Source organism: Pseudoduganella sp. UC29_71 (genome assembly GCF_042693265.1).
Taxonomy (GTDB): Bacteria; Pseudomonadota; Gammaproteobacteria; order Burkholderiales; family Burkholderiaceae_D; genus Rugamonas.
In genome coordinates, this window is record NZ_CP170549.1 from 5,825,231 (window position 1) to 5,841,349 (window position 16,119).

Consider the following 16,119-nt stretch of genomic DNA (forward strand, 5'->3'; position numbering starts at 1 on the left):
GCAATGTCTGAATGGTCTTCCGGCTACGTGTCCAACATCGGCTATACCTACGGCCTGTACCAGGAGCTGAATCCGCTGCGCATCAAGCTGGCCTTCCTCAACGCCGGGCTGGCGTTTCCGGAAGTGGGCACGGCCTGCGAGCTGGGCTTCGGCCAGGGCGTGAGTATCAATATGCACGCCGCCGCGTCCGTGACCGAATGGCACGGCACCGACTTCAACCCGTCGCAGGCGGCGTTCGCGCAGGAACTGGCCACCGCGTCGGACGCGCACGCGCAGCTGCACGACCAGTCCTTCGCCGAATTCTGCACCCGCCCCAACCTGCCGGAGTTCGACTTCATCGGCCTGCACGGCATCTGGAGCTGGATCTCGGAAGCCAACCGCGCCGTCATCGTGGACTTCGTGCGCCGCAAGCTCAAGCCGGGCGGCGTGCTCTACATCAGCTACAACACCCAGCCGGGCTGGGCCGCGATGGCGCCGGTGCGCGACCTGCTTACCGAGCACAGCCACGTAATGGGCAGCCTGGGCAAGGGCATCGTGCCGCGCATCGATGAGTCGATCGCCTTCGCCGAAAAGCTGTTCGCCACCCAGCCGGCTTTCCTGACGGCCAATCCGGGCGTGGCGGCGCGCGTCGAGCGCCTGAAGGGCTTGAACCGCAACTATGTGGCGCACGAGTACTTCAACCGCGACTGGGTGCCGATGCCGTTTGCCGCCATGGCGCAGCAGCTGGAGGAAGCCAAGCTGACCTTCGCCTGTTCGGCGCACTACCTGGACCACCTGGACGTGGCCAATATGACGGCCGAGCAGCAGGCCTTCCTGAACGAGATCCCCGACCCGACCTTCCGGGAAACCGTGCGCGACTTCATGGTCAACCAGCAGTTCCGCCGCGATTACTGGGTGCGCGGTCCACGCCGCCTGAGCGAGCCGGCCCGCCTGGCGCTGCTGCGCCAGCAGCAGGTGATGCTGACCGTGCCGCGCAAGGACGCCAAGTTGACCGTGGCCGGCCCGCTGGGCGAGATCGGCCTGCAGGAAAACGTGTACGCGCCGGTGCTCGATGCGCTGGCCGGCTACCAGCCGCGCTCGCTGGCCGAGATCGAGGCGGCGGTGGCGCCGGCCGGCGTGAGCACCTCGCAGCTGATCCAGGCCGTGGTCATCCTGACCGCCTGCGGCTATGTGCAGGCGGTGCAGGACGATGTGGCCATCGCCGGCGCGCGGCCGCAGAGCGAACGCCTGAACCGCCACCTGTGCCAGATGGCGGTGACCGGCACCGACGTGCATTACCTGGCCTCGCCTGTCACCGGCGGCGGGGTGCCGGTGGACCGCTTCAGCCAGCTGTTCCTGCTGTCGCACCAGCAAGGCAAGAGCGAGCCGGGCGAGTGGGTGGCGGACGCCAATGCGCTGCTGCTGGGCCAGAACCAGCGCCTGCAGAAGGAGGGCGCGCCGATGACGCCGGAGGCGCAGGTGGCCGAACTGCGCCGCATGGCCGACCAGTTCGCCGAGTACGCGCTGCCCATCCTGAAGGGGCTGGGCATCGCGTCATAAAAAAGACCCGCTGGCGCGGGTCTTTTTGCATCAGGCTTTCGCTTCGCCGCCGAGGGCTTCGACCACGTCGGCCATCATCTTGCTCAGCTCGCCGGTCATCAGCATGAAGTCGCCGTCGAAACGCTCGTCGTCGTTGCGGGTGCTCGATTCGGTTTCCTTCAGCACGTCCAGCGGCTTGATGCCTTTCAGCGCCAGCGATTCGGTCAAGGTGAAGGAGATCTTGCTTTCCCACGTCATGGCCAGGCGGGTGCACTGCTTGCCGGCGGCGATGTGGCGGCGCACTTCGTCCGCCTCCAGCGTGTGGCGCACGTAGCGCACGGCGGCCTTGCTTTCGCCGGTGGCGCGCAGCTCGGTGTCCATGTCCACGGTGAAGCCCACCGGCGAATCGTCGGCCTGCAGCCATTCGGTCATCACGCCCACCGGCGAGCGCTGCACGCGCAGGCTCTCCAGCGGCATGCGGTCCACCGCTTTCAGCAGCAGCTTGATCACTTCATCGGCCTTGGCCGGGCTGGCGGCGTCCACCACCAGCCAGCCGTTGACCGGGTCGATCCAGGTCCACACGTTGCCGCGGATCGAGAAGGCGCGCGGCAGCAGCTCGTCGGCCACGCGTTCCTTCAGTTCCTTCATGGCTTTCTTGCCGGGGGCGAAACCTTGCGCTTCTTCCATCTCGGCCGCGCGGGCCTTGGCCACCTGGTTGATGACGGTCGCGGGCAGCAGCTTTTTCTCGGTGCCCAGCAGGATCAGCATCTGGTTGTTGACCACGTGCACCAGACCGCCGTTGGGACGCGGCTTGTCCCAGCCCTGGCGCAGCAATTCATTGCTGCTCGCGGGGCTGAAGGCGTTGGTGCTCAGGGCGGCTTCGAGTTGTTCTGGAGTAAATGCCCAGGGCGCGGGCAGACGGTAGATTTGCAGATTCTTGAACCACATATTTGAGTTTGCCTTTGTTCAACTAAATTCTGGGGGAACGACATTTTACACGCGTGCGTTACAGGTCCGCGAAAAGATCGCCTTGCTGCGGCTTGCGTGTTGCGGATTGGTGCGGGGCGGGGTCATCCATGCTGGACAGGGCGCTCATTTTCACGCCCAGCAGGCGCAGGCGCTGGTCCAGCGGCACCCGCCGCAGGCATTCGCCGGCCGCGCGGCGGATGGCGGCGGCGTCCGCCGTGGGCTCGGGCAGGGTCACGTCGCGCGTGACGCGGGTGAAGTCGGCATAGCGCAGCTTGATGCCCACGGTGCGGCCCACGTAGCGCTTGCGCACCAGGTCCTCGCCCAGGCGCTGGCAGAGCCGGGTGAAGATTTCGGACAGCGCTTCGCGGTCGTGTTTGGCGTGCAGGTCGCGCTCGAAGGTGGTTTCGCGGCTGATGGATTTGGGCTCGTGGCTGGTGACCACGGCGCGCTCGTCCAGCCCGTGCGCGATGCGCTTGAGCCAGGTGGCATAGTTCAGGCCGAAATGCGCCTGCAGCAGCGCGTCGTCGGCGGCGGCCACCTGGCCCACGGTCTCGATGCCGAGCGCGGCCAGCTTGGCGTCCGCCTTGGGGCCGATGCCGTTCACCTTGCGCACCGCCAGTGGCCAGATGCGGGTGGGTACGTCGTCGTGCGAGACGATGGTCAGGCCGTTGGGCTTGTCCAGGTCGGAACAGATCTTGGCGAGCAGCTTGTTGGGCGCGATGCCGATCGAGCAGGACAGGCCGGTGGCGTCCTTGACGGCCTGCTTGATGCGCAGCGCCAGCGCGCGCGTTTCCTCCTCGTGCCCGCTGAGGTCGATGTAGATTTCATCGATGCCCCGGTCTTCGATATGGGGCGCGATCTCGGCCACGGCGGCCTTGAACAGGCGCGACAGGCGGCGGTAGGAATCGAAGTCGGTCGGCAGCAGCACGGCGTCCGGCGCCAGCGCGGCCGCCTTCATGGTGCCCATGGCGGAGAACACGCCCAGCGCGCGCGCCTCGTAGGTCGAGGTGGTGACCACGCCCCGGCCCACGTAGTCGCGCAGGCGGGAGAACTTGCGCGTGCCGTCCGGCTGCAGCACCGGCTGGTGGCGCGCGCCGCCGCCGATGACCACCGGCTGGCCGCGCAATTCCGGATAGCGCAGCAGCTCCACGGAGGCGTAGAACGCATCCATGTCGAGGTGGGCAATGCGGCGCGTTTCGGCCATGGCAGGACAGGACAGGTATTGTGATACTGTAATTATATACAGTAATTACCGGCCGCGAAACCAGGCTGCGCTCGCTTCGTCGGCCGGGAAGAAGGCTTCCAGCCGCAGTTCGTGCACGGTGACGTCGTGCGGCGTGCCCAGGGTGGTGATGGTGGTGAACAGGTTCAGTTCCACGCCGTCCTTGCGGATGGCGAGCGGCAGGAAGGGCAAGGCGCGGCGGTCCAGGTTGGGCGCCAGCCCGGCGCCCGCCTGCGCCGCCGCCGCCGGCCCCGCCGGCCCCGCCGCCCCTGCCGACAGTGCGCGCAGCTCGGCCAGCAGCGCGCTCGCTTCGCTGCCGGGACCGTCGCCCATGGCTTCGCGCTGTATCCAGTGCAGCAGGTCGGCGCCGACCTCTTCCCAGTTCTGCAGGTAGGGCCGCAGGCCGTCCGGCACCAGGGTCAGCTTGATGACGTTGATGCTGCCGTCGCGCGGGATCAGGGCCTCGTCCGGCATGCCCAGCAGCCATTTGAAGAAGCGGTTGGCAGGCTCGTTGCTCATCACCAGGTTCCACAGCCGGTCCACCACCAGCGCCGGGTATGGCGCCTGCTGGGCCAGCATGAAGTCCAGTGCCTGCTTGACGGCGCGCAGCTCGGGGTCGTCCATCTTGCGCTCCTGGTAGGCCGGCGCGTAGCCGGCCGCCAGCAGCATCACGTTGCGTTCGCGCAGCGGAATGTCGAGCACCACGCCCAGCTTCAGGATCAGCTCGCGGCTCGGCTGCGAACGCCCGCTTTCGAGGAAGCTGATGTGGCGCTGCGAGATGCCGCTTTCGGTGGACAGCCGCAGCTGGCTGTGGCCGCGCTTGCCGCGCCAGTAGCGCAGCGCGGCCGCGAAGTCGCTGAAGTACTGTCCGGGCGCGGCGGCGCTCACCGCGCGCCCGCCGCGTCGAGGAAGCCGGTGACCTTGGCCAGCCGGCCGTCGCCGCTGACCACGGCCACGTCGGTGCCGCGCGCCACCGGCTCGGCGCCGGGCGCGCCCAGCGACCACGAGAAGCGCACCACGTCGTTGTGGCCGTCGGGCGTACCGTCCAGAACGAAGCGCATGCCTGGGAAATGGTCTTGCGCCGCGCCTATCATGGCGTCGATGCCGGTGTGGCCGTCGCCGCGCATCATGGGGTCGAGGTAGCTGGCGTCCAGCGTGAAGGCGCAGGCCACCTTGGCGCGGCGGGCGGCGGCGTCGCGCTCGTTCCAGACGGACAGGTATTGTTCGGCGATGCTGATAGCGCTGTGATTGGCGTTGTTCATGGTGATCTCCTGTGGGTTATGTCGTTATCGACAGAACCATTGTCCCGAAAGCCAGGCTGCCGGGCGATTACGTGCCAGGTAATCGGCGCACGCCCACGAGCACCAGCACGCCGCCCGCGGCCAGGCTGGCCGCCACCAGATAGATGCCAATGGCCGGACTGCCGGTGGCGTCCTTCACCGCGCCCACCAGGTAGGGGCTGACGAAGCCGGCCAGGTTGCCCACCGAGTTGATCAGCGCGATGCCGGCCGCGGCCGCCGCGCCGTCCAGCATGCCGGTCGGCAGGCTCCAGAAAATGGGGAAGGTGCTCAGGATGCCGGCCGTGGCCAGGCTCAGCGCCAGCATGGCCGGCAGGGTGTCGTGGCCGTACCAGGTGCACAGCGCCAGGCCGGCCGCGCCGAGGAAGGCGGCGCCGGCGGCATGCCAGCGGCGCTCGCCGCTGCGGTCCGAATGGCGCGCGGCCAGCACCATGGCCACCGCCGCCACGCCGTAGGGGATGGCGGTCAGCAGGCCGACCTGGAATACGTCCTGCACGCCGGTGTTGCGCACCAGCTGCGGCAGCCAGAAACTGACGCCGTACAAGCCCATCACGAACAGGAAGTAGACCAGCGCCAGCAGCCAGACTTTGCCGCTGGCGAACAGCGCGCCCAGCGGCAATTGCTGCTTGCCTCTGCCGTCGGCGCGGATGGCGCGCTCCAGGTATTGTTTCTCGTCTTCGCCGAGCCAGCGCGCGCTGCGGATGCCGTCGTCCAGGTAGAACAGCGTCCACACGCCCAGCAGCACGGACGGCATGCCTTCCAGCAGGAACAGCCACTGCCAGCCCTTCAGGCCCAGGTCGCCGTCGAAGGCGCGCATGATGCCGCCCGACAGCGGCCCGCCCACCACGCCGGCCACCGCCACGCCGCTCATGAACAGTGCCACGATGCGGGCGCGGCGGCCGGCCGGGTACCAATAGGTCAGGTACAGGATGATGCCGGGGAAGAAGCCGGCTTCCGCCACGCCCAGCAGGAAGCGCAGCACGTAGAAGCTGGCCGCGCTGGTGGCGAACATCAGCGCGGCGGAAATCACGCCCCAGCTGATCATGATGCGGGCGATCCAGATGCGCGCGCCCACCCTGGCCATCAGCAGGTTGGACGGCACTTCGAACAGGAAGTAGCCGATGAAGAAAATGCCGGCGCCCAGGCCATAGACGGTGTCGGAATACTGCAGGTCGGCCTGCATGCCGAGCTTGGCGAAGCCGACGTTCACGCGGTCCAGGTAGGCGGCCACGTAGCACAGGAACAGGAAGGGGACGAGGCGCAGGCTGACCTTGCGGTACAGGGTGTCGGGGTTGATTTTATCCATGAGTAATGATTGCACACTCCGGCACTGTTGCGTTAAGTCAGCGTGGCGCTGGCGCGCCGGGTTCAGCGCTAGCATCGGCGTGCCGGGCGTCCGTCCGGCATCCATTTCATCCACTACGAGGCTTATCATGCAACTATCAAAAGGATTGCTGCTGCTACTGCTTTGCCCCTTGTTTTCTGCGCCCGCACTGGCCGCCCCACCGCAGTACAAGCTGACGCTGCTCGGCAGCGGCAGCAGCAGCAATACGCGCATCAACAACGATGGCCTGGTGGCCGGCGTGCTGCAAGATCCGGTCAGCAACGCGCTGCGTGCCTATCTGTGGAAAGACGGCGTCTACACCATGCTCGACACGCCCATCAACCACGTCAGCGCCATCAGTGCCAACGGCAAGATCGCCGGCGAGGTGATCAACTACGATGCCGAAAACTACCTGGCGCGGCCGGCCGTGTATGCGAACGGCGCGACCACCATGGTGCCGGCGCCGATCGCGCCGCTGGACCACTACAACTACCTGAGCGGCATCAACAGCGCCGGCAAGGTGGCGGGCACGCAGTACATCAACAGCGAAGGCTATGCCTACACGTCGGTCAACGGCGTCACCACGCTGCTGGGCGCGCTGGGCGGCAGCCACAGCTATGTGGGCGGGATGAACGAAGCCGGCGTGGTGGTGGGGTCCGCGCAGCTTGCCGATGGCGACTATCACATGTTCCGCCACGACGGCAGCGGCATGGTAGACCTGGGCGTTCTCAGCGACGGCCGCTCCGCCTCAGCCAATGACATCAACGACGCCGGCGTGGTGGTGGGTTCCGACCTGGCGGGCGAGGACTCGGCCACGCATCACCGCGCGGTTATCTACAAGGATGGCGTGATGCAGCCCTTGGGCACGTTTGCGCCTGGCGTGCACAGCTGGGCCATGGCCATCAACAACCACGGGCAAGTGATCGGCAACGGCAATTTCAGCTTCCTGGTCAGCGACGGCACCACCTACAACCTGAACAGCCTGCTGCCGGCCAACAGCGGATTTCGCGTGGACGCGGTCTACGACATCAACGATAGCGGCCAGATCACCGGCACCGCCTGCGCCGTGAGCGGCGGCTGTTTCGGCATGCTGCTCAGCCCCGTTCCCGAGCCCGCCACCGGCCTGATGCTGCTGGCAGGGCTGGGCGTGCTGTACCGCTTACGCGGGAGGGGGCAGTCCGTGTAGAATCATTGCACAAATAACCACAAAAGGAGTGACCTTGAAACTGTCCCGCATCCTGCCGGCCTGCGCGCTCGCCGCTACCCCGGCCTTTGCAGCAGACGTGGCCCCCGTTGCCGCCAAGACCCCATGGCAGGAAACGCGCCACGGCGAAGTCGTGACCGACGACTATCGCTGGCTGCAAAAGAAGGAAGACCCGGCCGTCATCGCCTACCTGAACGCCGAGAACGGCTACACCGAAGCGGCCACCGCCGCCGGCAAGCCACTGGCCGACAAGCTGTACGCGGAGATCAAGGGCCGCATGCAGGAAGTGGACCTGTCGGTACCCACGCGGCGCGGCAATTACTACTACTATTCGCGCACCGAGGCGGACAAGCAGTATCCGCTCAATTGCCGCCGCCGCGCGGGCGCCAACCTTGCCTACGACGAACAGGCACCCGAAGAAATCCTGCTGGACCAGAACGAGATGGCGCGGGACAAGAAATTCTTCGCCGTGGGCGCCATGGTGGTCAGCCCGGACGAGCGCCTGATGGCCTACACCACGGACGTGACCGGCTTCCGCCAGTTCGAGATGCACGTCAAGGACCTGAAGACCGGCAAGCTGCTGCCGGCCAGCATGCCGCGCACCACCTCCATCGCCTGGGCCAGCGACAACAAGACGCTGTTCGTGACGCAGGAAGACGCCACCACCAAGCGCTCGGACCGCCTGTTCAGCCTGGCCGTGGGCGGCGGCGCGCCGGTGCAGCGCTATCACGAGCCGGTGGAGCAGTTCTCGGTCTACGTGAACCGCGACCGCGACGGCAGGCATGTGCAGCTCACCATGCGCGCCACCGACACCACCGAAGTGCGCCTGCTGGACGCGGCCAGGCCGAACGGCACCTTCCGCGCCGTGCTGCCGCGCGAGAAGGGCCACCGCTACGGCGTGAGCCACCGCGACGGCCTGCTCTACATCCGCACCGACAAGGACGCGAAAAACTTCCGCATCGTGGTGGCCCCGCTGGCCGCGCCGCAGCAGAAGAACTGGGTCGAGCTGGTGCCGCACAACAATGACGTGCTGGTCAGCGGCGCCGACCTGTTCAAGACCCACCTGGTGGTGACCGAAAAATCGCGCGCGCAAGCCCGCATCCGCCTGTACAGCTTCGCCACCAAAACGTGGAAAACCGTGCAGTTCGACGACGCGGTGTACGCCGCCGAAGGTGCCGGCACGCCGGAATACACGGCCAGCCAGTTCCGCGTGTCCTACCAGTCGCCGCTGACGCCGCCGCAAGTGCTGGACGTGGACATGGACACGGCCAAGCGCACCCTGCTCAAGCAGCAGGAGGTGGTGGGCGGCTTCGACTTCAGCCGGTATGAAAGCCGCCGCCTGTGGGTGCCGGCGCGCGACGGCGTGCAGGTGCCGCTGTGGATCGTGTACAAGAAGGGCACGCCGCTGGACGGCAAGGCGCCGCTGCTGCTGTACGGCTACGGTTCCTACGGCGCGCCGAACGAAGCGCGCTTTTCGCTCGCGCGCCTGAGCCTGCTCGAACGCGGCGTCATCTACGCCGGCGCGCAGATCCGCGGCGGCAACGACATGGGCGAGGACTGGCACAAGGACGGCATGCTGATGAAGAAGAAGAACTCCTTCACCGACTTCATCGACAGCGCCGAGTACCTGGTGCGCGAAAAATGGACCCGCCCGGAGCGCCTGGTGATCGACGGCCGCAGCGCCGGCGGCCTGCTGATGGGCGCGGTGCTCAATATGCGTCCCGAGCTGTTCCGCGCCGCGCACGTGGGCGTGCCCTTCGTGGACGTGATGAACACCATGATGGACGCCAGCCTGCCGCTGACCACCGGCGAATACCTGGAATGGGGCGACCCGAACCAGAAGGCGGCCTACGACTACATGCGCAGCTACTCGCCGTACGACAACATCGAGCGCAAGGCGTACCCGTCCATGCTGGTGACCACCGGCCTGAACGACAGCCAGGTGATGTACTGGGAGCCGGCCAAATACGTGGCCAAGCTGCGCGCGCACAAGACCGACGCCAATCCGCTGCTGCTCAAAACCAATATGGGTGCCGGCCACGGCGGCGCGTCCGGGCGCTACAACGCCATCGGCGAAACCGCCTTTTTGCAGGCGTGGATGCTGTCGCAATGGGGCATCACCGAGTAGGACTACAAGAAAAACTTGCGCAATAAAAAAGAGGCGTCTATAATTCGGCCTCCTTCAGACGTACTGACACACGTCGAAGTGTTCCAGATGGGCGCTTAGCTCAGTTGGTAGAGCGGAGCCCTTACAAGGCTTAGGTCGGGAGTTCGAGCCTCTCAGCGCCCACCATCTACAGAACACGGATAAATGAAGCCCAGTTGCGAAAGCACGGAGCGGTAGTTCAGTTGGTTAGAATACCGGCCTGTCACGCCGGGGGTCGCGGGTTCGAGTCCCGTCCGCTCCGCCAGTTTGAGTAGTAAAACGATATGCTGACACATATCGAGCATGGTCCAGATGGGCGCTTAGCTCAGTTGGTAGAGCGGAGCCCTTACAAGGCTTAGGTCGGGAGTTCGAGCCTCTCAGCGCCCACCATCCCGGACATGCACAACCAGTTGCGCAAGCAACGGAGCGGTAGTTCAGTTGGTTAGAATACCGGCCTGTCACGCCGGGGGTCGCGGGTTCGAGTCCCGTCCGCTCCGCCAGCTATACTGAGAAAGGCCTGATTCGTCAGGCCTTTTTCTATTCCGGAAGCAAAACATGGTTCATCCCTATTTGCAATTCCGCCTGCGCATGGCGCGCTACGGCTTGCGGCAATTCCTTGCCAGCCTGGCCAATTCCCTTGAAATTACCCTGCTCGGCTTCGGCCCCGTGCTGATCGGCCTGGCCGCTGCCATTGCGCTGCCCGGCATGATGGCGGTCACCCTGGGCTGGCCGGCCATGCTGGCCATCCTGGCGGCGCAAGCCCTGTTCGCCGCGCTGCCCACGGTGCTGCTGCGAAAGCGCCTGCATCCGGCCGACGCCGTGGTCTGGGCGCGCCCGCTGCCGGTGCCGCCGGCGCTGGCGTGGGCCGCCGATGCGCTGAGCGCCGGCCTGATCGCTGGACCGCTGGCCGGACTGTACGCGGTGTCTGCCATGATTTGGCTGTATCAATGGCCGGACTGGCTGCGCCCGGTTGCCCCGCAGGCAATCGCCGCCACCCTGCTGTCCCTGCTGCTGGGCTGGGCGCTGGCCACCCTGGCGCTGGCCCGCCGCCGCCTCCGTGCCGCCCTCCCCGCCCGCCGCCGCGCCCGTGCCGCCGCCGCGACCCCAGCCGCCGCAACACTGGCGCCCGGCACCGCGCCTGCCGCGCTGGCGCCGGGCTACACGCCGCGCCCCTTGCGGCCGCTGCTGCCGGCGCTGTGGCACCGGCTGTTCTGGCTGCCGTTCTGGCGCGCTGAAAACCACGTCGGCCTCCAACAGTGCGTGCTGCTGGCCGGCGCGCTGGGCTGCACCACCGCCTGGCTGCTGGGGCCGCCGCTCGGGTTGCCGCTGCCCGGCGCGGCCATGGGCGGCCTGGCTTCGGCCATGCTGATCCTGCTCACCGACCGCGGCGACAAGGCCGTGCGCGAGCAGACCGCGCTGCTGCGCCCCGTGCTGGCGCCGTGGCCGCTCGACACCGCGCGGCTGCTGCTGTGCGCCCGCCTGTTCTCCCTGATCCCGGGCGCCGCCGTGCTGGCCGCGTTCGCAGTGCTGGCCATTAGCCAGCCGCAAGCATGGGGCCACGAGCCTGCCGCCACGGCCCCGCTGGCGGCCGCCGCGCCCTTCCCCAGCCCGCGCGCCGCCCTGGTCTGGCTGGCCGCTGCCGGCACTGCCTGCGCCGCCATCGTCGCGCTCAACCTGGGGCCGCGCGGCCGGGTGGTACTGGTGGTGCTGTCCATCCTGATCCTGACCGCCATAGGAAGCGAATTCTGATGCTGCACATTGAAAGCCTGGACTTCGAATACGCCACCCGCCCGCTGTTCCGCCAGTTCAGCCTGCAACTGGGTGCCGGCATCACCTGGCTGCGCGGCGACAACGGCGCCGGCAAGACCACACTGCTGAAGCTGGCCGCCGGCGCGCTACAGCCGCACGGCGGCACAATCACGCTCGCGCCGCCGGCCCTCGCTGGCAGCGGCAGCAGCGCCGGCGGCCCCATCGGCAGCACGGCGCAGCCGCTGGCCTACCGCCTGCAAAGCTATTACTGCGGCGGCGACACGCCCCAGCTCCCCTGGCTGACCGTGCGCGAACTGCTGGACCTGCACGTGGCGCTCTATCCCGCCACCGACACCGCCCTGCTGGACGCCGAATTGCGCGCCTTCCGCCTGCAACCTGCGCTCGAGCAGCCCGTCACCACGCTGTCGCTGGGCCAGCACAAGAAGATGCAGCTGAGCCTGGCCCTGGCGCTGCCCGTGGCCCTGCTGCTGATCGATGAACCGTTCAACGGCCTGGACGCGGCGGCGGTCGACTACCTGCGCGCCCAGCTGGCCGACCCGGCACGGCGCACGCGCCAGTGCATCGTGCTGACCAGCCACCTGGAACCCGGCCTGCCGCTCGCGCAAACGGTCCAGTTGTGATGCCCTAACAACAAGCTCAGCAACAGAATGCGCCGCCGGCCGGGAAACCGGCGACAATGTTCTTGCATTGCACAAATTCCCACGGAGCACTCCCCGATGTTCGGCTTCCTCAAAACGCAAACCATGTCCCCGCGCCTGCACCGGCTGAAACAGTCGGCGCTGTTCTCCTCCCTCACCCCGCTGGAGCTGAAGATCGTCGACGACATGCTGCACGAGCGGCGCTACCTGTCCGGCGAAATCATCTTCGACGAAGGCGAGGAAGGCCAGGCGCTGTACCTGGTGACGGCCGGCCGCGTCATCATCACGCGCGCGCTCGACAACCATGCGCAAGTGGTGGCCGAGATCGGCCCCGGCTCCTTCTTCGGCGACCTGGCCCTGCTCGACAACTCCCCGCGCAACGCCCAGGCGCGCGCGCTCGACAACTGCGAGCTGGCGGTGTTCTTCCGCGCCGACTTCATGGGACTGATGGAAACGGATGCCGTGGTCGGCTACAAGATCTCGCTTGCGCTGGCGCGCCACATCGCACACCGGCTGCGCGAATGGATGTCGGGCCGGCCGCAGATCGAGGCGCTGTGATGGCGGACTACGAAGCGAGCCCGCAGCAGGCCTCCGGCCCGGTGGTATGGAGCGGCATCATCGCGGCCACCTGCGGATTGCTGCTGGTGCTGCAGCACATGCTGTGGCTGGCAATCCCCTTCCTGCTGGCCATCATCCTGTATTACCTGCTGCTGCCGCCCATGCAGCGCTTGCTGCGCATGGGCATGGGCCAGGGCGCGGCCGCGCTGCTGGTGGGCAGCTGCTTCCTGGTGGCCATGGTGCTGGGCGCGCTCGCGCTCAACCTGTGGATCTCGGCGCCGTCCGAATCCTGGCAAGACATGCTGGCGCGCTACATGGCCGGCGGCCTGGACTTCGTGCGCGGCCTGCTGGGCTCGCTGGAGGACAAGTTCCCCGTCCTGCACGACATGCACCTGAGCCAGGTGGTCAACGCCCAGTTCGCCGCCTACAGCGAGGACTTCATGCAGCGCCACCTGACGGCCATCGTGGTGTCGGTGGCGGGCTGGCTGCCGGCGCTGCTGCTGGCGCCCTTCCTGACCTTCTTCTTCCTGCGCGACGGCCACCTGTTCAAGAAGTTCCTGGCGCGCGCCGTGCCGAACGCCTTCTTCGAGCGCACGCTGTGCCTGCTGCACGAGGTGGACCAGACCGCGCACCGCTACTTCCAGGGCATGCTCAAGCTCACCGTGCTGGACACGGCGGTGCTGGCCTTTGGCCTGTGGTCGATCGGCGTGTCGTCGCCGGTGCTGCTGGGGCTGATTGCGGCCATGCTGGCCTGGGTGCCCTATGTCGGGTCCATCGTCGGCTGCTGTATGGTGGTGATGGTGGCGTCCACCGACGCGCCGGGCGATCCGCTGGTGGCCTACAGCGCCATCGGCGTGTTCATCCTGGTGCGGCTGCTGGACGATTTCGTGTTCATGCCGCTGACCCTGGGACGCAGCCTGCACATCCATCCGCTGATCACGGTGCTGATGATCTTCGTGGGCGGCTCGGTGGCCGGGGTGGCGGGACTGATGCTGGTGCTGCCCTTGCTGGGCGTGGTGATGGTGGTGGGCGAAACGATGGGCAGGCTGATCACCAACCCGCGCCTGCGCGCGCGGCACCGCAACGCCAGGTCGCTCAGGGAGAAACAGGCGAGCGCGGATCTGGTGGCGTGAGGCCGTGGGCGGCACAGGCGGGTTACGCGCGTTGCGCTAACCCGCCCTACGGCTCGCTGCTTATACTGCTTATGCTGCTACGGCTACCGCGGCGGGGGCGGCGGCTTCTTCTTCGTCGCCGGAGCGGATCAGGTGGTCGAAGGCCGACAGGGCCGCCTTCGCGCCTTCGCCGGTGGCGATGATGATCTGCTTGTACGGCACGGTGGTCACGTCGCCGGCGGCGAACACGCCGGGGATCGAGGTCTGGCCGCGCGCATCGACTTCAATCTCGCCGTGCTTGGACAGGCTGACCGTGCCTTTCAGCCACTCGGTGTTGGGCACCAGGCCGATCTGCACGAACACGCCTTCCAGCTCCACCGTCTTCGCTTCGCCGCTGACGCGGTCGTTGTAGCTCAGGCCGTTGACGATCTTGCCGTCGCCGTGGATCTCGGTGGTTTGCGCCGAGACGATCACGGTGACGTTGGGCAGGCTGCGCAGCTTGCGCTGCAGTACCGCGTCGGCGCGCAGTTCGGCGCCGAACTCGATCAGCGTCACGTGCTTGACCAGGCCGGCCAGGTCGATGGCCGCTTCCACGCCGGAGTTGCCGCCGCCGATCACGGCCACGCGCTTGCCCTTGAACAGCGGGCCGTCGCAGTGCGGGCAGTAAGCCACGCCGTGGTTGCGGTATTCCTTCTCGCCCGGCACGTTGATTTCGCGCCAGCGGGCGCCGGTGGCCAGGATCACGGTTTTGCTCTTGAGCACGGCGCCGCTGGCGGTGGTCACTTCCACCAGCTTGCCGGCTTTCAGTTGGGCGGCGCGCTGGGTGTTCATGATGTCCACCTCGTAGGCCTTCACGTGCTGCTCCAGCGCCACGGCGAACTTCGGGCCGTCCGTTTCGGTGACCGAGATGAAGTTCTCGATCGCCAGCGTGTCCAGCACCTGGCCGCCGAAGCGTTCCGACACCACGCCGGTCTTGATGCCTTTGCGGGCCGCGTAGATGGCCGCTGCCGCGCCGGCGGGGCCGCCGCCGACGATCAGCACGTCGAACACGTCTTTCTTGCTCAGTTCAGCCGCCTGGCGGGCGCCGGCGTTGGTGTCGAGCTTGGCGAGGATCTCTTCCACGCTGCTGCGGCCCTGGCCGAAATGCTCGCCGTTCAGGAACATCATCGGCACGGCCATGATCTGGCGTTCCTCGACTTCTTTCGGGAACACGCCGCCGTCGATGGTGGTGACCTTGATGCGCGGATTGATGACCGACATGGCGTTCAGCGCCTGCACGACCTCGGGGCAGTTGTGGCAGGTGAGCGAGATGAAGGTCTCGAAGTGGAAATCGCCTTCGAGGTTGCGGATCTGTTCGATCACGGCCTCGTCGAACTTGATGGTGTGGCCGCCCACTTGCAGCAGCGCCAGCACCAGCGAGGTGAATTCGTGGCCCATCGGGATGCCGGCAAAGGTCACGGCGATATCGGTCCCGGGGCGGGTAATGGCGAACGAAGGCTTGCGCACGTCGCCGTCGGTCTTTTCGACCAGGGTAATCTTGTCGCTCAGCACGACGATGTCGGCGAGCAGGGCCTGCATTTCGCGGGCTTTGGCGGAATCATCCAGCGTCGCAACGATCTCAATCGGCTGCACGACCTTTTCCAAATAGGTTTTCAACTGGGTTTTGAGGGTTGCGTCCAACATGGTGTTTTCCTTTTTTTTCGGTTGGCGCCGGGCAAATGCGCCGGCGCCTTACTACTCAATGCTTATGACTGCCTAATGCTTAGCTAAATGCTTAGATCTTGCCGACCAGGTCCAGCGAAGGGGTCAGCGTGGCTGCGCCTTCGGTCCACTTGGCTGGGCAAACCTGGCCTGGGTGCTCGGCCACGTATTTGGCGGCTTTTACTTTGCGCAGCAGTTCGGAAGCGTCGCGGCCGATGCCGTTGTCGTGCACTTCCATTACTTTGATCTGGCCTTCTGGATTGATGACGAAGGTGCCGCGCAGTGCCAGGCCTTCTTCTTCGATCATGACTTCGAAGTTGCGGGACAGGGTGCCGGTTGGGTCGCCGATCAGCGGGTAGTTCACCTTCTTGATCGCGTCCGAGGTGTCGTGCCATGCCTTGTGCGCGAAGTGGGTGTCGGTCGAGATGCCGTACACGTCCACGCCCAGTTTGGCGAATTCAGGCTGGAAGTCAGCCAGGTCTTCCAGTTCGGTTGGGCACACGAAGGTGAAGTCGGCTGGGTAGAACATGAAGACGGACCACTTGCCTTTCAGCGATTCTTCGCTCAGGTCAATGAACTTGCCAGCATGGTAAGCGGTTGCCTTGAAAGGTTTTACTTGGGTGTTAATGAGAGACATTGTGGTTTCCTCGTGAGGTTGT

14 protein-coding genes and 4 tRNA genes are annotated in these 16,119 nt (G+C 66.5%); 11 read left to right on the forward strand and 7 right to left on the reverse strand.

The window, feature by feature from the left end:
- The first annotated feature begins 3 nt into the window (after positions 1-3).
- Complete coding sequence (locus ACFJI2_RS25900; RefSeq protein ID WP_377702493.1) at positions 4-1,539, forward strand: class I SAM-dependent methyltransferase; 1,536 nt, start codon at positions 4-6, stop codon at positions 1,537-1,539.
- Positions 1,540-1,569: 30 nt separating this feature from the next.
- Here the strand turns inward: ACFJI2_RS25900 and ACFJI2_RS25905 are convergent, their stop codons facing one another.
- The 5 genes from ACFJI2_RS25905 to ACFJI2_RS25925 form a co-directional block, all read right to left on the reverse strand.
- Complete coding sequence (locus tag ACFJI2_RS25905; RefSeq protein ID WP_056399834.1) at positions 1,570-2,466, reverse strand: recombination-associated protein RdgC; 897 nt, start codon at positions 2,464-2,466, stop codon at positions 1,570-1,572.
- Positions 2,467-2,524: 58 nt separating this feature from the next.
- Entirely contained in the window at positions 2,525-3,691 is a 1,167-nt protein-coding gene (gene dinB, locus ACFJI2_RS25910) for a DNA polymerase IV (RefSeq protein WP_377702494.1), read from the reverse strand.
- Positions 3,692-3,736: 45 nt separating this feature from the next.
- Positions 3,737-4,597 (reverse strand): helix-turn-helix domain-containing protein, encoded by an 861-nt coding sequence (locus ACFJI2_RS25915; RefSeq protein ID WP_377702495.1) that lies wholly within the window; start codon positions 4,595-4,597, stop codon positions 3,737-3,739.
- Positions 4,594-4,971, reverse strand: coding sequence for a nuclear transport factor 2 family protein (locus ACFJI2_RS25920; RefSeq protein WP_377702496.1), 378 nt, complete (start codon positions 4,969-4,971; stop codon positions 4,594-4,596). The genes ACFJI2_RS25915 and ACFJI2_RS25920 overlap by 4 nt, the downstream gene beginning before the upstream one ends.
- A gap of 67 nt (positions 4,972-5,038) precedes the next feature.
- Positions 5,039-6,313: an MFS transporter gene (locus tag ACFJI2_RS25925; RefSeq protein ID WP_377702497.1), complete on the reverse strand. Its 1,275-nt coding sequence runs from the start codon at positions 6,311-6,313 to the stop codon at positions 5,039-5,041.
- Positions 6,314-6,440: 127 nt separating this feature from the next.
- Here ACFJI2_RS25925 and ACFJI2_RS25930 point away from each other — a divergent pair, with 127 nt between their 5' ends.
- The 10 genes from ACFJI2_RS25930 to ACFJI2_RS25975 all read left to right on the forward strand — a co-directional run bounded on the left by ACFJI2_RS25930 (position 6,441) and on the right by ACFJI2_RS25975 (position 13,780).
- Positions 6,441-7,517, forward strand: coding sequence for a PEP-CTERM sorting domain-containing protein (locus tag ACFJI2_RS25930; protein WP_377702498.1), 1,077 nt, complete (start codon positions 6,441-6,443; stop codon positions 7,515-7,517).
- 28 nt (positions 7,518-7,545) lie between these two features.
- Complete coding sequence (locus tag ACFJI2_RS25935; RefSeq protein ID WP_377702499.1) at positions 7,546-9,663, forward strand: S9 family peptidase; 2,118 nt, start codon at positions 7,546-7,548, stop codon at positions 9,661-9,663.
- 89 nt (positions 9,664-9,752) lie between these two features.
- Positions 9,753-9,828 (forward strand) — tRNA-Val (locus tag ACFJI2_RS25940).
- Between the two features lie 41 nt (positions 9,829-9,869).
- Positions 9,870-9,946 (forward strand) — tRNA-Asp (locus tag ACFJI2_RS25945).
- Between the two features lie 49 nt (positions 9,947-9,995).
- A tRNA-Val gene (locus ACFJI2_RS25950) sits at positions 9,996-10,071 on the forward strand.
- Positions 10,072-10,104: 33 nt separating this feature from the next.
- Positions 10,105-10,181 (forward strand) — tRNA-Asp (locus ACFJI2_RS25955).
- Between the two features lie 55 nt (positions 10,182-10,236).
- The gene (locus ACFJI2_RS25960) at positions 10,237-11,430 is read left to right on the forward strand and encodes a hypothetical protein (protein ID WP_377702500.1); all 1,194 of its coding nucleotides are present in this window, start codon (positions 10,237-10,239) and stop codon (positions 11,428-11,430) included.
- A complete protein-coding gene (locus ACFJI2_RS25965; RefSeq protein WP_377702501.1) occupies positions 11,430-12,071 on the forward strand; it encodes an ATP-binding cassette domain-containing protein in 642 nt (213 codons plus the stop codon). The genes ACFJI2_RS25960 and ACFJI2_RS25965 overlap by 1 nt, the downstream gene beginning before the upstream one ends.
- A 96-nt stretch (positions 12,072-12,167) precedes the next feature.
- A complete protein-coding gene (locus ACFJI2_RS25970) occupies positions 12,168-12,647 on the forward strand; it encodes a cyclic nucleotide-binding domain-containing protein (protein ID WP_377702502.1) in 480 nt (159 codons plus the stop codon).
- Positions 12,647-13,780, forward strand: coding sequence for an AI-2E family transporter (locus ACFJI2_RS25975; RefSeq protein WP_377702503.1), 1,134 nt, complete (start codon positions 12,647-12,649; stop codon positions 13,778-13,780). The genes ACFJI2_RS25970 and ACFJI2_RS25975 overlap by 1 nt, the downstream gene beginning before the upstream one ends.
- Before the next feature lie 69 nt (positions 13,781-13,849).
- Here ACFJI2_RS25975 and ahpF read toward each other — a convergent pair whose 3' ends face one another.
- The gene (gene ahpF / locus ACFJI2_RS25980) at positions 13,850-15,442 is read right to left on the reverse strand and encodes an alkyl hydroperoxide reductase subunit F (protein ID WP_377702504.1); all 1,593 of its coding nucleotides are present in this window, start codon (positions 15,440-15,442) and stop codon (positions 13,850-13,852) included.
- A 91-nt stretch (positions 15,443-15,533) separates the two neighbouring features.
- Positions 15,534-16,097 (reverse strand): alkyl hydroperoxide reductase subunit C, encoded by a 564-nt coding sequence (ahpC, locus tag ACFJI2_RS25985; protein WP_107869450.1) that lies wholly within the window; start codon positions 16,095-16,097, stop codon positions 15,534-15,536.
- Positions 16,098-16,119: the final 22 nt, after the last annotated feature.

Coding starts and splice junctions, on each gene's coding strand:
- ACFJI2_RS25900 (WP_377702493.1), top strand. CDS start 4: ATGTCTGAATGGTCTTCCGGCTACGTGTCCAACATCGGCTATACCTAC.
- ACFJI2_RS25925 (WP_377702497.1), bottom strand. CDS start 6,313: ATGGATAAAATCAACCCCGACACCCTGTACCGCAAGGTCAGCCTGCGC.
- ACFJI2_RS25960 (WP_377702500.1), top strand. CDS start 10,237: ATGGTTCATCCCTATTTGCAATTCCGCCTGCGCATGGCGCGCTACGGC.
- dinB (WP_377702494.1), bottom strand. CDS start 3,691: ATGGCCGAAACGCGCCGCATTGCCCACCTCGACATGGATGCGTTCTAC.
- ACFJI2_RS25920 (WP_377702496.1), bottom strand. CDS start 4,971: ATGAACAACGCCAATCACAGCGCTATCAGCATCGCCGAACAATACCTG.
- ACFJI2_RS25970 (WP_377702502.1), top strand. CDS start 12,168: ATGTTCGGCTTCCTCAAAACGCAAACCATGTCCCCGCGCCTGCACCGG.
- ACFJI2_RS25930 (WP_377702498.1), top strand. CDS start 6,441: ATGCAACTATCAAAAGGATTGCTGCTGCTACTGCTTTGCCCCTTGTTT.
- ACFJI2_RS25965 (WP_377702501.1), top strand. CDS start 11,430: ATGCTGCACATTGAAAGCCTGGACTTCGAATACGCCACCCGCCCGCTG.
- ACFJI2_RS25975 (WP_377702503.1), top strand. CDS start 12,647: ATGGCGGACTACGAAGCGAGCCCGCAGCAGGCCTCCGGCCCGGTGGTA.
- ahpF (WP_377702504.1), bottom strand. CDS start 15,442: ATGTTGGACGCAACCCTCAAAACCCAGTTGAAAACCTATTTGGAAAAG.
- ahpC (WP_107869450.1), bottom strand. CDS start 16,097: ATGTCTCTCATTAACACCCAAGTAAAACCTTTCAAGGCAACCGCTTAC.
- ACFJI2_RS25905 (WP_056399834.1), bottom strand. CDS start 2,466: ATGTGGTTCAAGAATCTGCAAATCTACCGTCTGCCCGCGCCCTGGGCA.